Origin of the sequence: Acinetobacter sp. A22, assembly GCF_030913345.1 — a bacterium.
Taxonomy (GTDB): Bacteria; Pseudomonadota; Gammaproteobacteria; order Pseudomonadales; family Moraxellaceae; genus Acinetobacter; species Acinetobacter junii.
On record NZ_CP133162.1, the window covers coordinates 3,020,934 to 3,038,996 of the forward strand.

At 41.4% G+C, this 18,063-nt stretch carries 11 protein-coding genes, 4 tRNA genes and 3 pseudogenes; 8 read left to right on the forward strand and 10 right to left on the reverse strand.

Annotated elements, in window-relative coordinates:
• The first annotated feature begins 4 nt into the window (after positions 1-4).
• The 4 genes from Q9Q86_RS14680 to Q9Q86_RS14695 all read left to right on the forward strand — a co-directional run bounded on the left by Q9Q86_RS14680 (position 5) and on the right by Q9Q86_RS14695 (position 6,871).
• Positions 5-1,426, forward strand: coding sequence for a TolC family protein (locus Q9Q86_RS14680; protein ID WP_004909713.1), 1,422 nt, complete (start codon positions 5-7; stop codon positions 1,424-1,426).
• Positions 1,426-2,652 (forward strand): efflux RND transporter periplasmic adaptor subunit, encoded by a 1,227-nt coding sequence (locus Q9Q86_RS14685; protein WP_004803870.1) that lies wholly within the window; start codon positions 1,426-1,428, stop codon positions 2,650-2,652. The genes Q9Q86_RS14680 and Q9Q86_RS14685 overlap by 1 nt, the downstream gene beginning before the upstream one ends.
• Entirely contained in the window at positions 2,642-5,809 is a 3,168-nt protein-coding gene (locus Q9Q86_RS14690; protein WP_112987250.1) for an efflux RND transporter permease subunit, read from the forward strand. Before Q9Q86_RS14685 ends, Q9Q86_RS14690 begins: the two co-directional genes overlap by 11 nt.
• Before the next feature lie 126 nt (positions 5,810-5,935).
• The gene (locus Q9Q86_RS14695; protein ID WP_004909708.1) at positions 5,936-6,871 is read left to right on the forward strand and encodes a cation diffusion facilitator family transporter; all 936 of its coding nucleotides are present in this window, start codon (positions 5,936-5,938) and stop codon (positions 6,869-6,871) included.
• A 28-nt stretch (positions 6,872-6,899) separates the two neighbouring features.
• On the opposite strand, the gene Q9Q86_RS14700 is transcribed toward Q9Q86_RS14695, so the two are convergent.
• On the reverse strand, positions 6,900-7,238 hold the full coding sequence (locus tag Q9Q86_RS14700; protein WP_004909706.1) for a hypothetical protein: 339 nt from the start codon (positions 7,236-7,238) through the stop codon (positions 6,900-6,902).
• A 232-nt stretch (positions 7,239-7,470) separates the two neighbouring features.
• Between Q9Q86_RS14700 and Q9Q86_RS14705 the strand changes: the two genes are divergently transcribed.
• Both Q9Q86_RS14705 and Q9Q86_RS14710 read left to right on the forward strand, forming a co-directional pair.
• On the forward strand, positions 7,471-9,093 hold the full coding sequence (locus Q9Q86_RS14705) for a hypothetical protein (protein ID WP_112987251.1): 1,623 nt from the start codon (positions 7,471-7,473) through the stop codon (positions 9,091-9,093).
• 176 nt (positions 9,094-9,269) lie between these two features.
• Complete coding sequence (locus Q9Q86_RS14710) at positions 9,270-10,202, forward strand: hypothetical protein (protein ID WP_004909701.1); 933 nt, start codon at positions 9,270-9,272, stop codon at positions 10,200-10,202.
• A gap of 38 nt (positions 10,203-10,240) precedes the next feature.
• On the opposite strand, the gene Q9Q86_RS14715 is transcribed toward Q9Q86_RS14710, so the two are convergent.
• The 9 genes and pseudogenes from Q9Q86_RS14715 to Q9Q86_RS14755 form a co-directional block, all read right to left on the reverse strand.
• Positions 10,241-10,316: transfer RNA gene (locus Q9Q86_RS14715), tRNA-Glu, on the reverse strand.
• A 37-nt stretch (positions 10,317-10,353) separates the two neighbouring features.
• Positions 10,354-10,429: transfer RNA gene (locus Q9Q86_RS14720), tRNA-Glu, on the reverse strand.
• Between the two features lie 217 nt (positions 10,430-10,646).
• Positions 10,647-11,321, reverse strand: a pseudogene (locus Q9Q86_RS14725) (amino acid permease); the annotation flags it as partial.
• Between the two features lie 17 nt (positions 11,322-11,338).
• Positions 11,339-12,486, reverse strand: a protein-coding gene (locus Q9Q86_RS14730) for an IS3 family transposase (RefSeq protein ID WP_100222360.1) whose coding sequence is annotated in 2 segments (ribosomal slippage) — positions 11,339-12,249 and positions 12,249-12,486 — 1,149 coding nt in all. Because the reading frame shifts where the segments join, the coding sequence is not laid out codon by codon here.
• 72 nt (positions 12,487-12,558) lie between these two features.
• Positions 12,559-13,293 (reverse strand): annotated as a pseudogene (locus tag Q9Q86_RS14735) (amino acid permease); the annotation flags it as partial.
• Positions 13,294-13,405: 112 nt separating this feature from the next.
• Positions 13,406-13,481: transfer RNA gene (locus Q9Q86_RS14740), tRNA-Glu, on the reverse strand.
• A gap of 22 nt (positions 13,482-13,503) precedes the next feature.
• Positions 13,504-13,579: transfer RNA gene (locus Q9Q86_RS14745), tRNA-Ala, on the reverse strand.
• A 58-nt stretch (positions 13,580-13,637) separates the two neighbouring features.
• Complete coding sequence (gltX, locus tag Q9Q86_RS14750; protein ID WP_042891745.1) at positions 13,638-15,146, reverse strand: glutamate--tRNA ligase; 1,509 nt, start codon at positions 15,144-15,146, stop codon at positions 13,638-13,640.
• Positions 15,147-15,251: 105 nt separating this feature from the next.
• Positions 15,252-15,491 carry a DUF4179 domain-containing protein gene (locus tag Q9Q86_RS14755; RefSeq protein ID WP_371863821.1) on the reverse strand — a complete coding sequence of 80 codons (240 nt, stop codon included), beginning with the start codon at positions 15,489-15,491 and terminating at the stop codon, positions 15,252-15,254.
• Between the two features lie 456 nt (positions 15,492-15,947).
• On the opposite strand from Q9Q86_RS14755, the pseudogene Q9Q86_RS14760 reads away from it, so the two are divergent.
• Together Q9Q86_RS14760 and rsmH are read left to right on the forward strand one after the other, a co-directional pair.
• Positions 15,948-16,943, forward strand: a pseudogene (locus Q9Q86_RS14760) (sulfate ABC transporter substrate-binding protein).
• 199 nt (positions 16,944-17,142) lie between these two features.
• Positions 17,143-18,063, forward strand: coding sequence for a 16S rRNA (cytosine(1402)-N(4))-methyltransferase RsmH (gene rsmH / locus Q9Q86_RS14765; RefSeq protein ID WP_112986735.1), 921 nt, complete (start codon positions 17,143-17,145; stop codon positions 18,061-18,063).

The following is an 18,063-nucleotide window of genomic DNA, read 5'->3' on the forward strand; positions in this document are numbered from 1 at the left end:
TTATATGTCTTCTAGTTTAAATCAGCGTATTCATGCAGTTGAGCAGCGTACGCAAAAAAATCGTACTCAATTGTCATTGAAGTGGTCAGTGTTGGCACTTGCTTTAAGCACGGCCATTTTGAGTCCATCCATTGCCGCAGAATCTTTACTGGATGCGAATCAGCAGCCTGTAAGCAAAGCTGCACAACGCAATCTGAATTTTGAGCAAATCTTGCAGGATGTGAAACAATATCAGGCAGGCACAGGGGTGTGGCAAACACAGCAAGGAATCGCTGAGGCCAATGTAAAACAAGCGGGGTTATGGTCGAATCCAAGTATTTCTATTCAGCAAACCGACTTTAGGTCGGGCAAAGACAAAGAGCTGGAATTTGGTGTTTCACAAAAATTAGACATTTTTGGTCAACGTCGTGCTGCGGTTAAGCTTGCCGATGTACAAGCATCTCAAGTGGGGCTTAATCAGGAACTCTACAATGCGCAACTTGAGTTAGCAGTTAAATATCTGTGGTCGCAAGTCGTGGTGCTAGAGCTGGAACATGATGTGCTTCAGGCACAGTTAAAAACCAGTCAGGATACTTTGGATGCAACTCGCTTAAGACTCAAAGCGGGCAGCATTGCGCAGGTCGATTTAGACCGTACCTTGATGGCGCATATTGAAAATCAACGGTTGTTTCAACAAACCGAACTCTCCTTAGCCACTGCAAAGCGTCAATTGGCAAATCTGTGGGGCAGTACCGATAACCGCTTCTCTACTCAGGCAAGCAATGTCTGGCCACAACAAAATGATTTGCAAGATTATTTGCAGAACAATTTATTTGAGCGTGCTATTCAACTCGATATTGTACGTCAAAAAGCCAATATCGATTATTTAAAAGTATCCAATCGACCGAATCCGACCGTCAATTTAGGCATGGTGCAAAGTAAAAGTGCTGAAACAAACTCGACCGATAACAAGTTCCGAGTGGGTATCGATATCCCGTTGAATATTTTTAATCGTCAACAGTATTCATTGCGAATTGCCAATGCCAAACAAGATTTACTGGTCAAACAGCAACAGTTTTACAAGCAGCAGAACTTGAATGCGATTCAGACCTTAACAGCAGAGTTGGCGGGGTTGAAACAACAGTTCGATCTCGTCAATCAACGACAAATTCCATTGTCTGAAACGGTACAAGAGAAAATGTTGCTCGGTTTCAAAGTCGGTAAATATGCCATTACTGATGTGCAGCAAGCCACCATGCAATTGCAGGATCAACGTTTAAATAAAGTGCAGTTACTCAAGAGTGCATGGCAAAAGCAAATTGATGCAGAAAGTTTAGCACTAGGAATTGAGCCGAGTATGGTGAGTTCAAGTGATGCCTTAAATCAGATTAATCAAACCCTCTGGAAAGATACCAATAACCTTCCCGCTGTAGTAGGAGCAGAATAATGTCGACAAATAAATCTAAAAAGCAGTGGTTCTGGGTCATTCTGGTTATTGCCGTTGGCTTAGTCCTGAGCGCGTTATTATTTTTCACTGGCAAGAACAAAGCCAGCGGTGATGCAGCAGCTGATAGTCATGGCGAAGGTGAGGAAGGACATACAGAAGGTGAGGCTGGACAGGCTGAAAGTGAGGAAGGTAGCTTAAATCTCAGCCCAAAACAGATGACTGAATATGGGGTTAAGCTGGCTCAGGTTGGTGTGGGTGAAGTCGGACAGCAATTTGCTTACCCAGCAAAACTGGTGACCAATACCGATCAGCAAGCGCATGTTTCAGCAACCTTTGCCGGACGTGTGGAAAGTGTCAATGCGGTACTTGGCCAACAAGTCAAGAAAGGGCAAGTTTTAGCCACTCTATTTATCCCTGATCTGGTAGATCAGCAGGCTAATTTAAGTATTGCACAAGAAGCTTTAACGCTTGCACAGCAAGATTATCAACGTGAAAAACAACTTTGGGAACAAGGGGTTTCTGCACGTCAGGATTATCAACGTGCCTACAATGCCTATCGTCAGGCACAGATTCAGGTACAAGCTGCACGTAGCCGGTTATCTGCCTTGGGCGCATCCAGTGGCAGTCAGGGTCGCTATGTCTTGACTGCACCTTTAAGCGGTGTGGTGAGTCTGAAAGATATTGTGGTGGGAGAGCAAATTACCGCAGATAAGCAGTTATTTGTGATTGATCAGCTGGATCAACTCTGGATTGAGTTTATTTTACCAAGCGTCAATAACATCAATGTCCAACCAGATCAGCAGATCGAGTTTAAGTCGCTGCAAACCAATAATAGCTTTAAAGCACAAATCCAGACTTTGACCACCGCAGCAGATACGCAGACAGGTCGTTTGCAGGTGCGTGCCAAAGTGTTAACCCCAGCCAAAGAACTTCGACCTAATTTGATGGTAAACGTGTTATTAGATGGTACGGACAAGAAGCCTGTGCTTCGTGTTGCCAAAGGGGCGATTCAGCAGATCGAGGGTAAAGCCACGGTTTTTGTCGCTAAGCAAGAGAAAGACCAAATGCATTTCACTCCAACACCTGTACAACTGGGTAATTACTCAAGTGATGGGCAGTGGGTGGAAATCCAATCGGGTCTGACTGAAAAGCAACAATATGTCAGTCAAGGCAGTTTCCTTTTGAAATCTGAGATCGAGAAGGGAGAGGCTGAGCATGGACACTAAAGATAAGTTGCAGCTTCCTCCCGCGGAAGGCCTGTTTGATCGGATTATTCAGTTTTCAATCCGCAATGCGATTTGGGTCATGCTGTTTGTGGTGGCATGGATCGGGGTCGGTATTTATAGCTACCAAAAACTGTCGATTGATGCCGTACCTGACATTACCAACGTGCAGGTGCAGATTAACAGTCAGGCGGGAGGATTCACTGCCCCTGAGGTTGAACAACGCATTACTTATCCGATTGAAAATGCCATGTCGGGTATTCCGAACTTGGAACAAACCCGTTCCATCTCGCGTTACGGCTTGTCCCAAGTCACGGTGATCTTTAAAGATGGTACCGATATCTATTGGGCACGCCAGCTGATTAACCAGCGCTTACAGGAAGCCAAGAGTGCTTTGCCTGATGATATTGATCCACAAATGTCACCGATTTCAACGGGGCTAGGCGAGATCTATCAATGGGTGATCAAGGCTGAACCGAATGCCAAAAAGGCAGATGGTACGCCTTATGAGGCTATGGACCTGCGTGAAATTCAGGACTGGATTGTTCGTCCTCAATTACAACGTGTGCCAGGTGTTGCTGAAATCAATACCATTGGGGGATATAACAAGACCTATGTGGTTTCCCCCGATCTGAAACGTTTGCAACAACTGCAAATTCCCTTAACCGATTTGCAAACTGTACTCACTGAAAATAATGAAAACCGCGGTGCGGGTTTTATTGAAGAAAATGGTCAGCAGCTTACCGTACGTATTCCGGGGATGTTGAAAACCGTACAAGACATTGAGAATGTCACGGTCAGTACCAAGAATGGCTTGCCGATTCGTGTTGCCGATGTTGCAACAGTTTCGATTGGACATGATCTGAGAACAGGTGGTGCCACCTATAACGGTGAAGAAACCGTACTGGGTATCGCGATGATGATGATGGGTGAGAACAGTAAATCCATCGCTCAAGCACTCGACAGCAAAATGCAGGAAATCAAACGTTCATTACCTGAAGGGGTGGTGGTCGAAACAGTATATAACCGCAGTAACTTGGTTGATAAAGCCATTAAGACGGTGGCGAAGAACCTGATTGAAGGCGCAATCTTGGTGATTGTGATCCTGTTTGTGTTCTTAGGTAACTTCCGTGCGGCATTGATTACCGCCTGTATTATTCCCTTATCCATGCTGTTTACCCTGACAGGGATGGCGGAGCAGAAAATCAGTGCCAACCTGATGAGTTTAGGCGCATTGGACTTCGGTATTATCGTCGATGGTGCGGTGGTGATTGTCGAAAACTGTATCCGACGGCTGGCAGAGGCTCAACACCATAAAGGTCGACTCCTGACCCGTTCTGAACGCTTTACCGAAGTCTTCTTGGCGGCAAAACAGGCAAGACGTCCGCTGATTTTTGGACAAATCATCATTATGGTGGTGTATTTGCCAATCTTTGCACTGGCAGGTGTAGAAGCGAAAATGTTCCATCCAATGGCAATGACCGTGGTCTTGGCCTTGATCGGTGCCATTATTTTATCGGTGACTTTCGTCCCTGCTGCGGTGGCATTATTTGTTACCGGTGAGGTCAAAGAGAAAGAAAGCCGTTGGATGGCGGCATTAAAAAGCGGTTATAAATCCTTGCTGGATAAAGCCTATGCTTTCCGCTATGTGGTGGTGGCCGGTGCAGTGACTATTTTGATACTCACCGCTGCGATTGGTTCGCGTGTCGGTAGTGAGTTTGCGCCACAACTGAGTGAAGGTGACTTTGCTTTACAGTTGATGCGTGCACCAAGTACAGGAATTGAAGAATCACTGAAGATTCAGGAAAGTGTTGAGAAGCAATTACTCGCAGAGTTTCCAGAAATCAAGGCGATCTTTGCCCGTACAGGTACGGCCGAAGTGGCAACGGATGTGATGCCCCCTAATATTTCTGATGCAATCGTTTTGTTAAAGCCGCGTGATCAATGGCCAGATAAATCGGAAACCATTGACGAGCTTCGAACCAAAATGTTGGCCTATGTTGAGAAAATTCCAGGCAACAACAGTGAGTTTTCTCAGCCGATTGAATTACGTTTCAACGAACTGATTTCAGGCGTACGTAGTGATATTGGGGTGAAAATTTTTGGTGATGATATGCAGGTTCTGAACCAAGAAGCAGAAAAAGTCGCGCAAACCTTGAGAACGATTACTGGTGCAAGTGAAGTCAAAGTCGAGCAGACTGATGGCTTACCTTTGCTCAATGTCGATATCGATCACGCACTGGCTGCACAATATGGTTTATCGGTGAAATCCATTCAGGATTTGGTTGCTGCCAGTATTGGTGGACAAAGTGTTGGGCAGATTTTACAGGGTGACCGTCGTTTTGATTTTGTGGTGCGTTTGGATGATGGGATGCGTACGCCGCAGCAATTGGCCATGCTGCCGATTCAGCTGCCGAATGGTGGTTTGATCAAACTACAAGACGTGGCAAAAGTTGAGAATATTTTAGGCTTGGCGCAAGTCAGCCGTGAAAATGGCAAACGCCGTGTTGTGGTCACCACCAACGTACGCGACCGTGATTTGGGCTCATTTGTGGGTGAAATGCAGCAGAAATTATCTCAGCAAAAATTACCAAGCGGTTATTGGCTTGGTTATGGCGGTCAGTTTGAAAATCTAGCCTCGGCAAAAGCCAGAATGCAGATTGTGGTGCCATTGGCATTGCTGATGATCTTCGTTTTGTTGATGGCGGTGTTTAATAACTTTAAAGAAAGCTTGCTGGTGTTTAGTGGCGTGCCATTTGCCCTATCTGGCGGTTTGGTGGCGCTGTGGTTACGCGATATTCCCTTGTCGATGTCAGCAGGTGTGGGATTCATCGCACTGTCAGGTGTCGCTGTATTGAATGGTCTTGTGATGCTGAGTTTTATTAAAGAACTTCGTGAGCAGTTTGATGTGCATAAAGCCACATGGCAGGGAGCAATCTTAAGATTACGTCCTGTATTAATGACGGCTTTTGTTGCTTCGCTTGGCTTTATTCCAATGGCAATTGCGACTGGTACTGGTGCAGAGGTGCAACGTCCTTTAGCAACTGTGGTGATTGGTGGGATTATTTCATCAACTTTACTGACCTTGCTCATTTTACCAATCGTTTATCGTTGGATGAATGAGATGAAATCCAGCAAAAGTCAGGAAAGCACCATTTAATCTATTTATGTTATCTTCTTAGTAAAGCATTTTATTAAGAAGAAACTAAACCAGCCAAAGCATTTCAACTTTGGCTGACTTGTAAAACTCATTGGGTTTTACGCTAATAATGATAAGGAGTCCAACATGAGTGGACATCAAGGGCATGATCATAGTCATGCTGTCGTCACTGAAGGCAACGCAAAAAAATTGACGATTGCGTTGGTGCTGACAACAACATTTTTAATCGTCGAAGTTATTGCGGGTTTAATTACACAAAGTTTGGCATTGCTGTCCGATGCAGCGCATATGTTTACTGATGCGGCAGCACTCGCGATTGCTTTGGCTGCGATTAAAATCGCTAAACGCCCAGCAGATAATAAACGCACATTTGGTTATCAGCGTTTTGAAATTTTGGCAGCGTTATTTAATGCTTCCATGCTATTTTTTGTTGCAATCTATATCCTTTACGAAGCTTATCAACGATTTACGCAACCTCCTGAGATTCAAAGTGTAGGGATGCTTATTGTTGCGTCTTTGGGTCTTGTCATTAATCTTATTTCCATGAAGATTTTGATGTCGAGTGCAGCCGAAAGTTTGAATATGAAAGGCGCTTATTTGGAAGTGTTAAGTGATGCGCTTGGCTCAGTTGGTGTGATCATTGGTGCGGTCATTATTTACTACACCAATTGGTATTGGGTTGATACGATTATTGCCGTTGCAATTGGGTTTTGGGTGTTACCAAGAACTTGGATTTTGCTTCGTCAAAGTATCAATATTCTCCTTGAAGGTGTACCTGAAGAAGTAGATATTGAAAAACTGCGTAACGACTTATTGGCGTTACAGGGTGTTGAGAGTATTCATCAACTTAAGGTTTGGGCGATTACCTCAAAGAATATTCATCTGACCGTACATTTATTTGCACCAAATGCTGATCGTAAGCAATTACATCAAGCTGCGACCGAAATGTTGGCACATGAACATGGTATAGCTGAGGTGACATTACAAATTGAAGATGATGCTGAAATGAACTGCCAGCATACGCATCAACATGCCGAACAAGAACATTCACATCAGCATTGAGCTGATGTGAACTTTTCTATTTTTTAAATTAATTCTGCCATTCGTGGTTACAATCACGACATTTCCAATGCTTTTGCGCTTGCATAAAGGCTTGCATTGAAATTTTAAAATCTGGAAGATCACGCCAAAATAGAACACCTGCAATTACACACACAGCAAATACAGCAACTGTCGCAATTTGTAAGCCTTGTCCTGCACCATTTCCAAAAATCCACATCCCAATACTAATTAAGACAAGGATCAGTAAAATAAAGATCGCAGGGACTAATAGTACTAAGCTTTTAGGTACATTGGGACGAGGGCTATTTGCACCCTGACTGACAGGCATAATTTTCACGCTTTGACATTTAGGGCAACGGTATTGCATAGATTTATCCTATAGGGTTTTGCTTATTTTAGCGAAAATTGTGAAAAAGCTAAAATGTTGTGGCTATGAAATTGTTTTATTTACTGATTCAGTTGTAGGTATGCCAATTCTAGAACAGTTTGGGTAATTAGATTGATATATTTTGCACTTCGTCTAAAGCTATTCGCTAAGCAGTATTCAGCCATGCTAATTTGAGTTGAAGAGTTACCGAATAGTTATTCGAAGAATACGTATGTTACCGACTAAAATTCTAAAATTACGTTTATCACGCATTCAAAAAGGTAAAGAGCATCTTTCCACTCATGATAAATTGATGTTGGTGAGTATGGAGAGTCCAGACCTGAGTGCTAACTTTTTGCTGCGCTTATTTAAGATGTCTTTGCCCAAGCAATGGAAGTTTCATTCAGAGACTGAGGAAGATGTCCTGTATACACGTCAACTCATTCAGTTGATCGAGAACGAATTTATCCCTGCCTATGAGTTTCATGCCCGAAAACATGCTTGGTATGAACAATGTCTAGAGTATCAGCTTAATTTTTTAGTGACCGAACCTAATCAGCAACAAATTAATCATTATTTAAGGCAATTGGATCAATGTTTGGATCAACAGCCAAAATTGGATTTGTTGAGGTATTTTTACCAGCAATATCCTACAGTTCAGCACGCTACAGCATTAGCAAAATCATATGCTGGAGCCGCCGAATATTCAAAGGCGATCGAATTGTATGAATGGGCAGCACAACAATCAACACAACGTAATGAAGTTGCCTTTTATAGTTACATCGAGTGTCTCATTCATCGAAACCAGTCTGAGTACAAAAAAGGTATTAGCGATGTTGAGCATGCGATTGATTTGTTGTGTCGATTTGAAAAGCCAATAGATCAAAAGAGTTACAACAAAATATTAGACCAATCAATTTCGAAGTTACTACCATCTGCGATCTTGGAATCACGAAGTGCAGAAACCAGTGTATTTGCAGATGTTGGGCGTGGTTTAAACTCATTGGGTAAAACTTTAGGAGGAATTTTTGGAGCAAAAGACTTAAATATTCCTTTGAGTAAAGATGTGATAGCCAGTGCACCCCAACTGCTCAGTACAGATCAAATTATAACGAGTTTAGAGCGGACTGCTACGCTGCAACAATCCTTTAGACGATGGATTGGAGAAGAGCAGTTTCAGCACTATTTAAATCATGATGCAGGATTATTGACTAAATTTTGGTTAGAAATGGAAGCTGATCCTGCATCAATCGAGACATTATCTGATCCTTTTTCTCGACTACAGCTGCTCGAACAATTGGCTTCTTCAACACGTCGTCTAGGAGAGCTGCTTGATTTAGCAGATATTCAACTTATTTTAGATCAAGGGACCAATGCATATTTCGGTGAGTTCCGTTTGAATAACCAACATCCTGATCGAGAGCAGCTGTTTGTGCAACGTGAGAAAATTGTAGATGAGATGGCTCAATTTGCACATTGGTTTTATGAGCATATCCTCACGGTATATTGTGATCAGCAATTGAAGCTCTTTGAGCAAATACAACAAACATTGTTGAAACAACCGATTGAGCAAGCTTTGTGGAGTGCGCTGTTTGCTTACCAATTTGAGAGACAGAGTCGAGCACAAAGATTGATGGAATGGATGCAAGCAAAGCTTGAGAAAACAAATGATTTTGAAAACTTACAAGCGGCATGGGTTGCTTTAAGAGAATGTCGATCATTTAGCGATAACGACATTCCAAGCAAAATAGCCACGATACAACAGGAGCTTGCACAATATAAGGCTTTATTGGAGCAGCAGAAACAGCAGATCGATCAGGATGAATTGAATATCGTTCATAAAGATGAGGAGTAGATTTTAGACGTCATCTAGGGCTAAATGTTGATCAGGATTATTTATTTCTGTGCAACAAAAATACGCAAATTGCTCTAGATAGCATGCTAATCTACTTAAAAACGTCTAATAAGTTCAGAAAGCAGATCGCAGCTCATTCGTATTGAGCCAGTAAAAAAGGGAAGAGGGAGAGCATCTTGAATCGACAAGATGATAAAAAGGCGATGTTTGATATTATGCCTGCAGACAATGAAGTGACTGCGAAACCATCTTTATCACGTCGGCTAATCAATAAGACATTACAACATGCACAAGATGCAGTTGAATTTGCTAGTGATACCTCGCGAAATATCGCAGGTGTGGCGGATGCGGCATTAGATGCATTAGATCATGTTACACATCATACGAAACGTGGTGTGGAAGGTGTACGCAATACTGTGCGAGACATGGTTTCGGAAACCAGTGAAGCTGCTCGTCAGGTTGCATTGGCAATGGCTAGAGCATCTTTAGGCAAAAGTAGCTTAACGCTTTATTTACCTGAAATGTTGCTCAATAATCAAATTCGTAAACGCATTGACCGTACCGAAATCGACGATATCAAAATCGAATGTGGTAATGATCGTTTTCATATCGAATTGGATGGGCACTATCGTCGTTTTTTGTATCGTCTGTCGCTTGAATTCAATGTTTTAGAGTGTCGGATAGGACAAGAAAAATATTTACGCTTGCGTCAGGTCGATGAGCATCTTGATTTACAAGTTCGCCATGCTGGAACTTTAACGAATTGGGCAACACGTCGTGTCGGCAACGTGAGTTTTGAGCTGATTAACTCCCTACCGATTCCATTTCTGATTAATCATTTGGTTCGCGATATACCTGGTATTCAAAAAGAGGGACATCGCTTGTGGTATATCGACCTTGAAGAAGCGGGATTTATTGATTTCATTAATAACCGTTCATGGATGGTCGATAAATTATTGAGTTTGACTGACTTTAGTATTTTGCCGGGATTAAATATTTTGCAAGAAAGTCGGGAGTTGGTTCAGCAATTAGTAGATCAATTCGAGATTCGAGGCTTGCGCGTACAATCAGGTCGTTTAGAAGTACAAGTTGGGATTGGAAGCGAATAAGAAAAAAGCCACTGTCGATGCAGTGGCTTTTTAGAATTTGGCGTCCCTACGGGGATTCGAACCCCGGTTACCGCCGTGAAAGGGCGATGTCCTAGGCCTCTAGACGATAGGGACTTATATGAGGCATACATCTGAAAACAATAATAAATATTGGCGTCCCTACGGGGATTCGAACCCCGGTTACCGCCGTGAAAGGGCGATGTCCTAGGCCTCTAGACGATAGGGACGTTTCAGAGGTGGGCGTATATTAGGGTGAATTGGGTGGGGTGTCAAACACTTTTCTAAAGAAAAATTAAAAAAAATAAATGAATGTTTAAAAATAAAGCGCATTGGGGAATAAATAATCAAAAATAAGGATTTAAGAGATAAAATGCGATTTAGATGATGATTTTTATACCTAAATAAAAAATGCAGCTTATTTAAGCTGCATTTTTGTTTGCCGTCTTATTTTTGATCACGATAAAAGACATAGTGACTTAAGTAACATGCCGCAATGAATAATAGACAACCAATAAAGCCCGCCTGCATTTCGGGATCTGCTGCCATACTTAAACCAGTAATGAAACAGAACACAAAACCTAAAATAGGAACGATAGGATAAAGAGGAGCAGCAAATTTTAAATCTTTTGCTGTGTATCCAGCTTTATACCATTGGCGTCTAAAATTAAATTGACTCCAGCAGATACTCATCCACACGATCACCATCGTAAATGCAGCGATTCCAAGTAAATTTTTAAAGATTGTTTCAGGTGCAAAATGTTCAGATAATAATCCTGGTAGAGCACCAAACATCGTCACGATAAGTGCAATAATTGGCGTGCCACTTTTAGACAGTTTAGAAAAAACTCTCGGTAATTGACGTTGATCAGATAAAGACCACATCATACGAGAGGCTGCATACAAACCTGAGTTTGCTGCAGAAAGAAGGGCAGTGATAATGACAAATCGAATAATGTCATCTGCGTAAGGAATGCCAATATAGTTGAATACGGTAACAAAAGGACTGCTACTGACACCTTCACCACCCAATCCTGCAATTTGGAATGGTAATAATGCGCTGATCACAATAATTGTACCAACAAAGAAAATTAGCAGACGCCAAATTGCAGCATTAATAGCTGATCCTAGCCAAATAATTAGACAGCGGTTCCCTCTAAATTTTTCAAATATTCTTTTTCAAAAGCTTCGGGACTAACCCAGCCATTTGCAGAATGTCGTCTGATTCGATTGTAATAAACCTCAATATATTCGAACAAGTCCTTATTTGCCTCTTTTCGCGTTTTAAATACACTGCCATGCACGATATGTACTTTTAATGTGTGAAAGAAGCTTTCAGTGACGGCATTATCCCAACAGTTGCCTCGTCGTGACATACTTTGAATGGCTCTATTGGCAGCTAACAAGTCTCTGTAGTCATGACTGCCGTACTGGCTGCCTTGATCAGAATGAACCATTACTCCACGAGGATAACCTTGACGCGCCATCGCATAATTAAACGCATCACAGACTAAGTGACGATCAATATGTTTGCTAGTCTGCCAACCAACGATGCGGCGACTAAATAGATCCAACATGACGCATAAATATAGCCAGCCATGCTGAGTCCAAATATAGGTGATATCGGTAGTCCATACCTTATTTGGTCTCGATACTTTAAACTGACGGTCCAATAAATTTGGTGCTGCTGATAAGCAATCTGCTGGGTCAATTTTATACTTGAATTTACGGGATATTTTACTGCGCAACCCCAGAGTACGTAACATTCTACCTACCGTTCTTTCACTCAAACAATAGCCCTTATCACGCATATCATGGACCAATGATGGGGCACCTAGACGTGCGTGATGCTGCCAATAAAGTAACTGTAAATCATTGAGTTGCTTCTCGCATCTAGGTGTTCGTTTCAACCACGCATAATAGCCCGATCGACTCACACCAATGCAATCACAAGCTGAAGCAACAGTAACCATTTCAGGCGCTATTCCTTTGATTAACGTGTACTTCTCTTGGCATCCTCGGTGAGAAAGTACACATGCGCTTTTTTTAGTATCTCATTCGCCTCACGGAGTCGCTTATTCTCTTTTTCAAGGTCTAGAATGCGCTGCTGCTCAGGTGTTAATTGACGTTTACTGGAGCCTGCTTCGCTAGATTGACGAATCCATTTATCTAGTGTTGAGTAACCGATACCAAGTTTATTGGCTAGTGCGGCTATCGATTCACTTGAGTTCGCTAAGGCGTAATCAATCGCTTGTTGTTTAAATTCCGGACTAAAGCGTTTAGCCATTTTTACATCTCCAAAGATTAAAATTAAACTATCTTTAGAGGGACTGATTGTCCAGTATCTTGGCTAGGATCAAGCTTTAGGTACATTCACCGCAGGATCTTTTGTTTCACCAGCAGCGACACCGATCAGTTCTGTACCTGAAAAGGCAAAATTCACAATTAACATCGTGGTGAAAATTGGTAAAAGACCTTCTGGGAACCAACCGTGAGCAGTTAAGTTGTGAAATAAAGGTGCTGATTCAGAACCTTTAAATGGGATTAAACCAAAAATTGCCAGCAGACCAAGAAGAATAAAGGCAATTACTGTAACAACTTTTACTAAAGCCAGCCAAAATTCTGATTCAGCAAAAATGCGTGTTGAACTCATGTTGAGTCCAAAAATAGTTACGGCAAAGATAATCGTCCATATCCACATAGAAATATGAGGAAACCATTCTTGCATTAGTAGTGCGGCAGCAGTAAATTCTGTGCCTAATGTTGCTGTCCATGTCAGCCAGTAGACCCATGAGATCATATAGCCTGTGCCTGGACCAATATATTTTTGAGCGTATGCGCCAAATGATCCTGCGACAGGCATGTGTACTGCAAGTTCACCTAAGCACAACATCACCATATAGGCGATCAATCCACCCAAGACATAGGCGATAATTGCACCTATCGGTCCAGTTTGGGCGATTACTTCACCAGAACCCAAAAACAAGCCCGTACCAATTGCACCGCCAAGAGATAGCATGACTAAATGGCGCGTGCTCATCGAACGTTTTAATGTTTTTGATTCTGAATTCGAATTTGAGTTGGAAGATTGCATACGACAATTTGTCCACGCATAGAGAAGCGGCTATTTTATGGAAAATTATGAAATGTGCAATCTGATTAAGAGAAAGATTGAGAGAAAAATATAATTATTAGATAAAAGAATTTGGCGTCCCTACGGGGATTCGAACCCCGGTTACCGCCGTGAAAGGGCGATGTCCTAGGCCTCTAGACGATAGGGACAGATGAGGCAACACAAAATGTTTGGTGGAGCCAAGCAGGATCGAACTGCTGACCTCTACAATGCCATTGTAGCGCTCTACCAACTGAGCTATGACCCCAGTTTGTGTGAGCGCAATATTAGGTGGATTACGCTCACACGTCAATGATTAAACGGACTTAAGTCTCACTATTTGCATCATTTTTCGGCAATTTTAATGATTCATTTAACTTTTCCCACACTTTCAGTTCTTTCTTGCTAGGCGCACCTACGATCTCTAGAGCATGGCGTAGTCGAGCAAAAGTTAAATCTGGACCCAAAGTCACCATTGCTTGCATTACAGGCGTAGAACTTGTTGAACCTGCTATTGCGATAAAGAAAGCAGGCATGAAATCACGTAGTTTGATTTCCATTTGATTTGCCAAATCCATCAAAATTTGACTGACAGTTTCATTGTTCCATGTGAACTGGCTTTCTAAGCGCCAAATCGCAAATTGCAGGCTTTGACGGACTTGTTCTTCTGTCAATTTCTTGCTTTCAAACTGCTCTTTGTTGATTTGAGGCATATGGTTGAAATAGAAACCTGCCCAATTAACAGCTTCAGACAAAAGATTAATACGTGGCTGAATCGCCGCTGCAATATCTTCAAGTGTTTGGCGATCAGACTTCCACGTCAACAAACGAGCAAGGAGTTGTCCTGGTGTTAATGATTTGATCCATTGACCATTAAGCCAATTGAGTTTTTCTACATCAAAAATTGGTCCACCAAGTGAAACACGCTGCACATCAAAGTTTTCAATCATGTCTTGTAGAGTAAAGACTTCGCGTTCGTCAGGCATAGACCAACCCATGCGCCCTAAATAGTTGAGCAACGCCTCTGGCAATACGCCAATGTCACGATAGTAGTTGATAGATGTTGGATTTTTACGTTTAGAGAGCTTTGACTTATCTGGATTACGAAGTAAAGGCATGTGACAAAGCGTTGGCATGTCCCAACCAAAGTATTGGTAAAGCAATTGGTGCTTAGGTGCAGATGGTAGCCATTCTTCACCACGTAAAACGTGAGTGATTTCCATTAAATGGTCATCGACAACATTTGCAAGGTGGTAGGTTGGTAAGCCATCAGTTTTCAATAGCACTTGCATGTCTACTTGTGCCCAAGGAATTTCAACTTCACCACGTAATAGGTCATTGATTTTACAGACACCCTCTTCTGGAACTTTCATGCGAATGACATGAGGTTCACCAGCTGAAAGACGACGTTGTACTTCTTCTTGAGTTAATTTTAAGCCACGTCCATCATATTTAGGTGTTTCACCACGTGCTTGTTGTTCAGCACGCATTTGGTCGAGTTCTTCTGCTGTCGCAAAACAGTAAAAAGCATGACCTTTTTCCACTAATTCAAGTGCGTATTGTTTGTAGATACCCATACGTTCTGATTGGCGATACGGTGCATGTGGTCCACCAACATCAGGACCTTCTGACCAGTTAAGTCCAAGCCAACGTAAAGAATCTAAAATCATTTTTTCAGATTCTGGAGTTGAACGAAGTTGATCCGTATCTTCGATGCGTAAAATAAACTCGCCGCCATGCTGTTTCGCAAAGCATAGGTTAAAGAGAGCGATATATGCAGTTCCTACATGAGGGAAACCAGTAGGAGAGGGAGCAATACGAGTACGGACTTTCATAAGTGATCGAATTTAAAATTAGAATTGAAACTATTATAACGAAAAAGCCTAGTCACGGAATGACTAGGCGCATTTAAACATGTTAGGGGTTACATATTTAAAGAATTAAGAATTATGCGGTTGGAAAATGGTTTGAACAAAGCGTGAAAAACGTTCGTGCTGTGTAGCAAAGAAGTTTTGCGTTGGTGTTGTACGAATCGTATTCAACATTTTAAGTTCATCATTGCTCGACGGGATCATCGATGTATTACGTTTTTGCTGATCCAGCGCTTTGACAATTAAAGAAGAAGATTTGTCTACAGTTTTTATGTTGTTGCTTTCTTTGATAGCAGCAGCGTGTCCCATTTGTACTGAACAAGCTAAAAATAGGCTTAAGCATATCGTTTTTTTCAATTTTAATGCTCGCATTGCTAACATTCCCTTATTACTTCCGAGTCTACAAGACTAACTAAACAACTATACTATTGCTTTAATGATACGATTCAAACATAAATCTTAATAAAAAGTAGAACTACGTCACACTTTTCACAAAAAAGATAAACTTCCAGTAAATTTCTACTCAATATTTATAGCCTTGTGGCTAGTTTGTTTGCAAGTCAAATTTAGCAAGCAAATATGTAGAAAACGTGAAGAACGTTCAATTTTAAATAAGCTAATACGATTCCTCATCTAAATGTATAGATCAAAATGATTTAGATTAAAAACTGAATAATAAAGAAGAAAACATTATAACTAATTGATTGTAAGATATATTTATTAAAATATAGTGCTATAAATAGTAAAAATAAGGTTGTTATAAATATGAAGCGTGTATTCACATCAGTTGCATTGATATTTGGATTATGGGGGAGTGCCCATGCAGCAACTTCTTTCTTGAATGTGTCTTATGATCCAACACGTGAATTTTATCAAGAATATAATCAAGCTTTTGGCAAATACTGGAAAAGTAAAACAGGGCAGGAAGTCGAATTTAAGCAATCACATGGCGGATCGGGCAAGCAAGCACGCTCTGTGATTGATGGCTTACAGGCCGATGTTGTAACTTTGGCATTAGCTAATGATATCGATGAGATTGCGAATGCAGGATTAATTCGAAAAGATTGGCAGAAACAGTTTAAAAATAATTCTGCACCTTATACCTCAACTGTCGTTTTTTTAGTCCGAAAAGGTAATCCCAAAAATATTCGTGATTGGAATGATTTGACCTGAGAAGGAGTTGAAATCATCACTCCAAATCCTAAAACTGGTGGTGCTCCACGTTGGATTTATTTATCTGCTTGGGGATATGCTTTAAAACAGCCGAATGGAAATGATGCCAAAGCTCGTGAGTTGGTAAAAAAACTTTATCAAAATGTCAAAGTTTTAGACTCTGGTGCTCGAGGCTCATTAACAACCTTCGCAGAGCGTGGAATTGGAGATGTATTGTTATCATGGGAAAATGAAGCACTTTTAGCGACACAAGGGTTAGGCAAAGACAAATTCGAAATTGTTTATCCATCTATTTCGATCTTGGCGGAACCTTCAGTTGCGATCGTTGATAAAACGGTGGAAAAGGATGGTAATCGTAATTTAGCGCGTGGATATCTCAATTTTCTTTATTCACCCCTAGGACAAGAGTTAGCTGCAAAACATTATTTCCGCCCGAGAAATCCACAGGTCGCTACGAAATATGCAAAACAGTTTCCAAAGATCAAATTATTTAATATTCAGGATGTCTTTGGAGGGTGGGCAAAGGCACAAAAAACTCATTTTGTGAATGGGGCGATTTTTGATCAGATTTATGCTGAGAAACCTTAGCTCAATAAAGTTATATCAGCTCTCTAGTTAGTCGTGAAAAGCAAATATGTCATGTATTTGCTTTTTTATTGGATGAAAAATGACAAGAAAACGGTTTTATCTATGGAAAGTTAAGAATTCTCTACAAAAAGTCGTTTGGTACTGGCATAAAACAAGGTGATAATGTGCAGTTACATTTTTAGCTGTTGATTCATTTCTTATGTCGCATATTTCTGTCTTACTTCATGAAACCGTTGATGGCGTATTGGCAGGTCGCGATACTGGCATTTATGTTGATGCCACGTTCGGTCGAGGTGGTCATACTAAACTTTTGCTTTCTAAATTAGATCAAAATGCTCGAGTTTATGCATTTGATAAAGATCCTCAAGCGCTAGAAGTTGCTGCGCAATTAGAACAAGAAGATCCACGTTTTAAAATTATTCATGCCAGTTTTGCTGATCTTCAATCTGAATTAGCAAATATTGGGATTACTGAAGTTGATGGCGTTATGGCAGATCTTGGAGTCTCTTCTCCTCAGTTAGATCAAGCAGAGCGTGGCTTCAGTTTTATGCAAAATGGACCATTGGATATGCGTATGGATAATTCAAAAGGTCCTACAGCAGCCGAGTGGTTACTAGAAATTGAAGAAGAAAAATTAGCGAATATTATTTATCAATATGGTGAAGAGCGTTATAGCCGCCGTATTGCTAAAGCGATTAAACAAGCAGGTGAGCTTACAACTACTGCACAATTAGCCGAATTGGTGAAAACTGCGCATCCTAAATGGGAGAAGCATAAGCATCCTGCAACACGGACTTTTCAGGCAATCCGTATCGCAATTAACAAAGAACTAGAAGATATTGAGATATTTTTGCCGCAAGCTGTAGAATTACTCAAACCTAAAGGACAGTTGGCTGTGATTAGCTTCCATTCTTTAGAAGACCGCTTAATTAAGCAGTTTATCCAAAAAGAATCTACTTTAGCGGAGGATATGGGCTGGGGTATGCCTCAAGCTCAGATTGATACCCGTCGTTTGAAGAAGGTTTCTCGTATTCGTGCGAGTGAAGCAGAAGTAAAAGCAAATCCTCGTTCGCGTAGTGCTTGGTTGCGCGTGGCAGAGCGCTTAGAAAAGAAAGGCTAA

Excerpts from the sequence above, each read along its gene's own strand:
- Q9Q86_RS14680 (WP_004909713.1), top strand. The coding sequence starts at position 5 with ATGTCTTCTAGTTTAAATCAGCGTATTCATGCAGTTGAGCAGCGTACG.
- Q9Q86_RS14685 (WP_004803870.1), top strand. The coding sequence starts at position 1,426 with ATGTCGACAAATAAATCTAAAAAGCAGTGGTTCTGGGTCATTCTGGTT.
- Q9Q86_RS14690 (WP_112987250.1), top strand. The coding sequence starts at position 2,642 with ATGGACACTAAAGATAAGTTGCAGCTTCCTCCCGCGGAAGGCCTGTTT.
- Q9Q86_RS14695 (WP_004909708.1), top strand. The coding sequence starts at position 5,936 with ATGAGTGGACATCAAGGGCATGATCATAGTCATGCTGTCGTCACTGAA.
- Q9Q86_RS14700 (WP_004909706.1), bottom strand. The coding sequence starts at position 7,238 with ATGCAATACCGTTGCCCTAAATGTCAAAGCGTGAAAATTATGCCTGTC.
- Q9Q86_RS14705 (WP_112987251.1), top strand. The coding sequence starts at position 7,471 with ATGTTACCGACTAAAATTCTAAAATTACGTTTATCACGCATTCAAAAA.
- gltX (WP_042891745.1), bottom strand. The coding sequence starts at position 15,146 with ATGAAAGTCCGTACTCGTATTGCTCCCTCTCCTACTGGTTTCCCTCAT.
- Q9Q86_RS14755 (WP_371863821.1), bottom strand. The coding sequence starts at position 15,491 with ATGGGACACGCTGCTGCTATCAAAGAAAGCAACAACATAAAAACTGTA.
- rsmH (WP_112986735.1), top strand. The coding sequence starts at position 17,143 with ATGTCGCATATTTCTGTCTTACTTCATGAAACCGTTGATGGCGTATTG.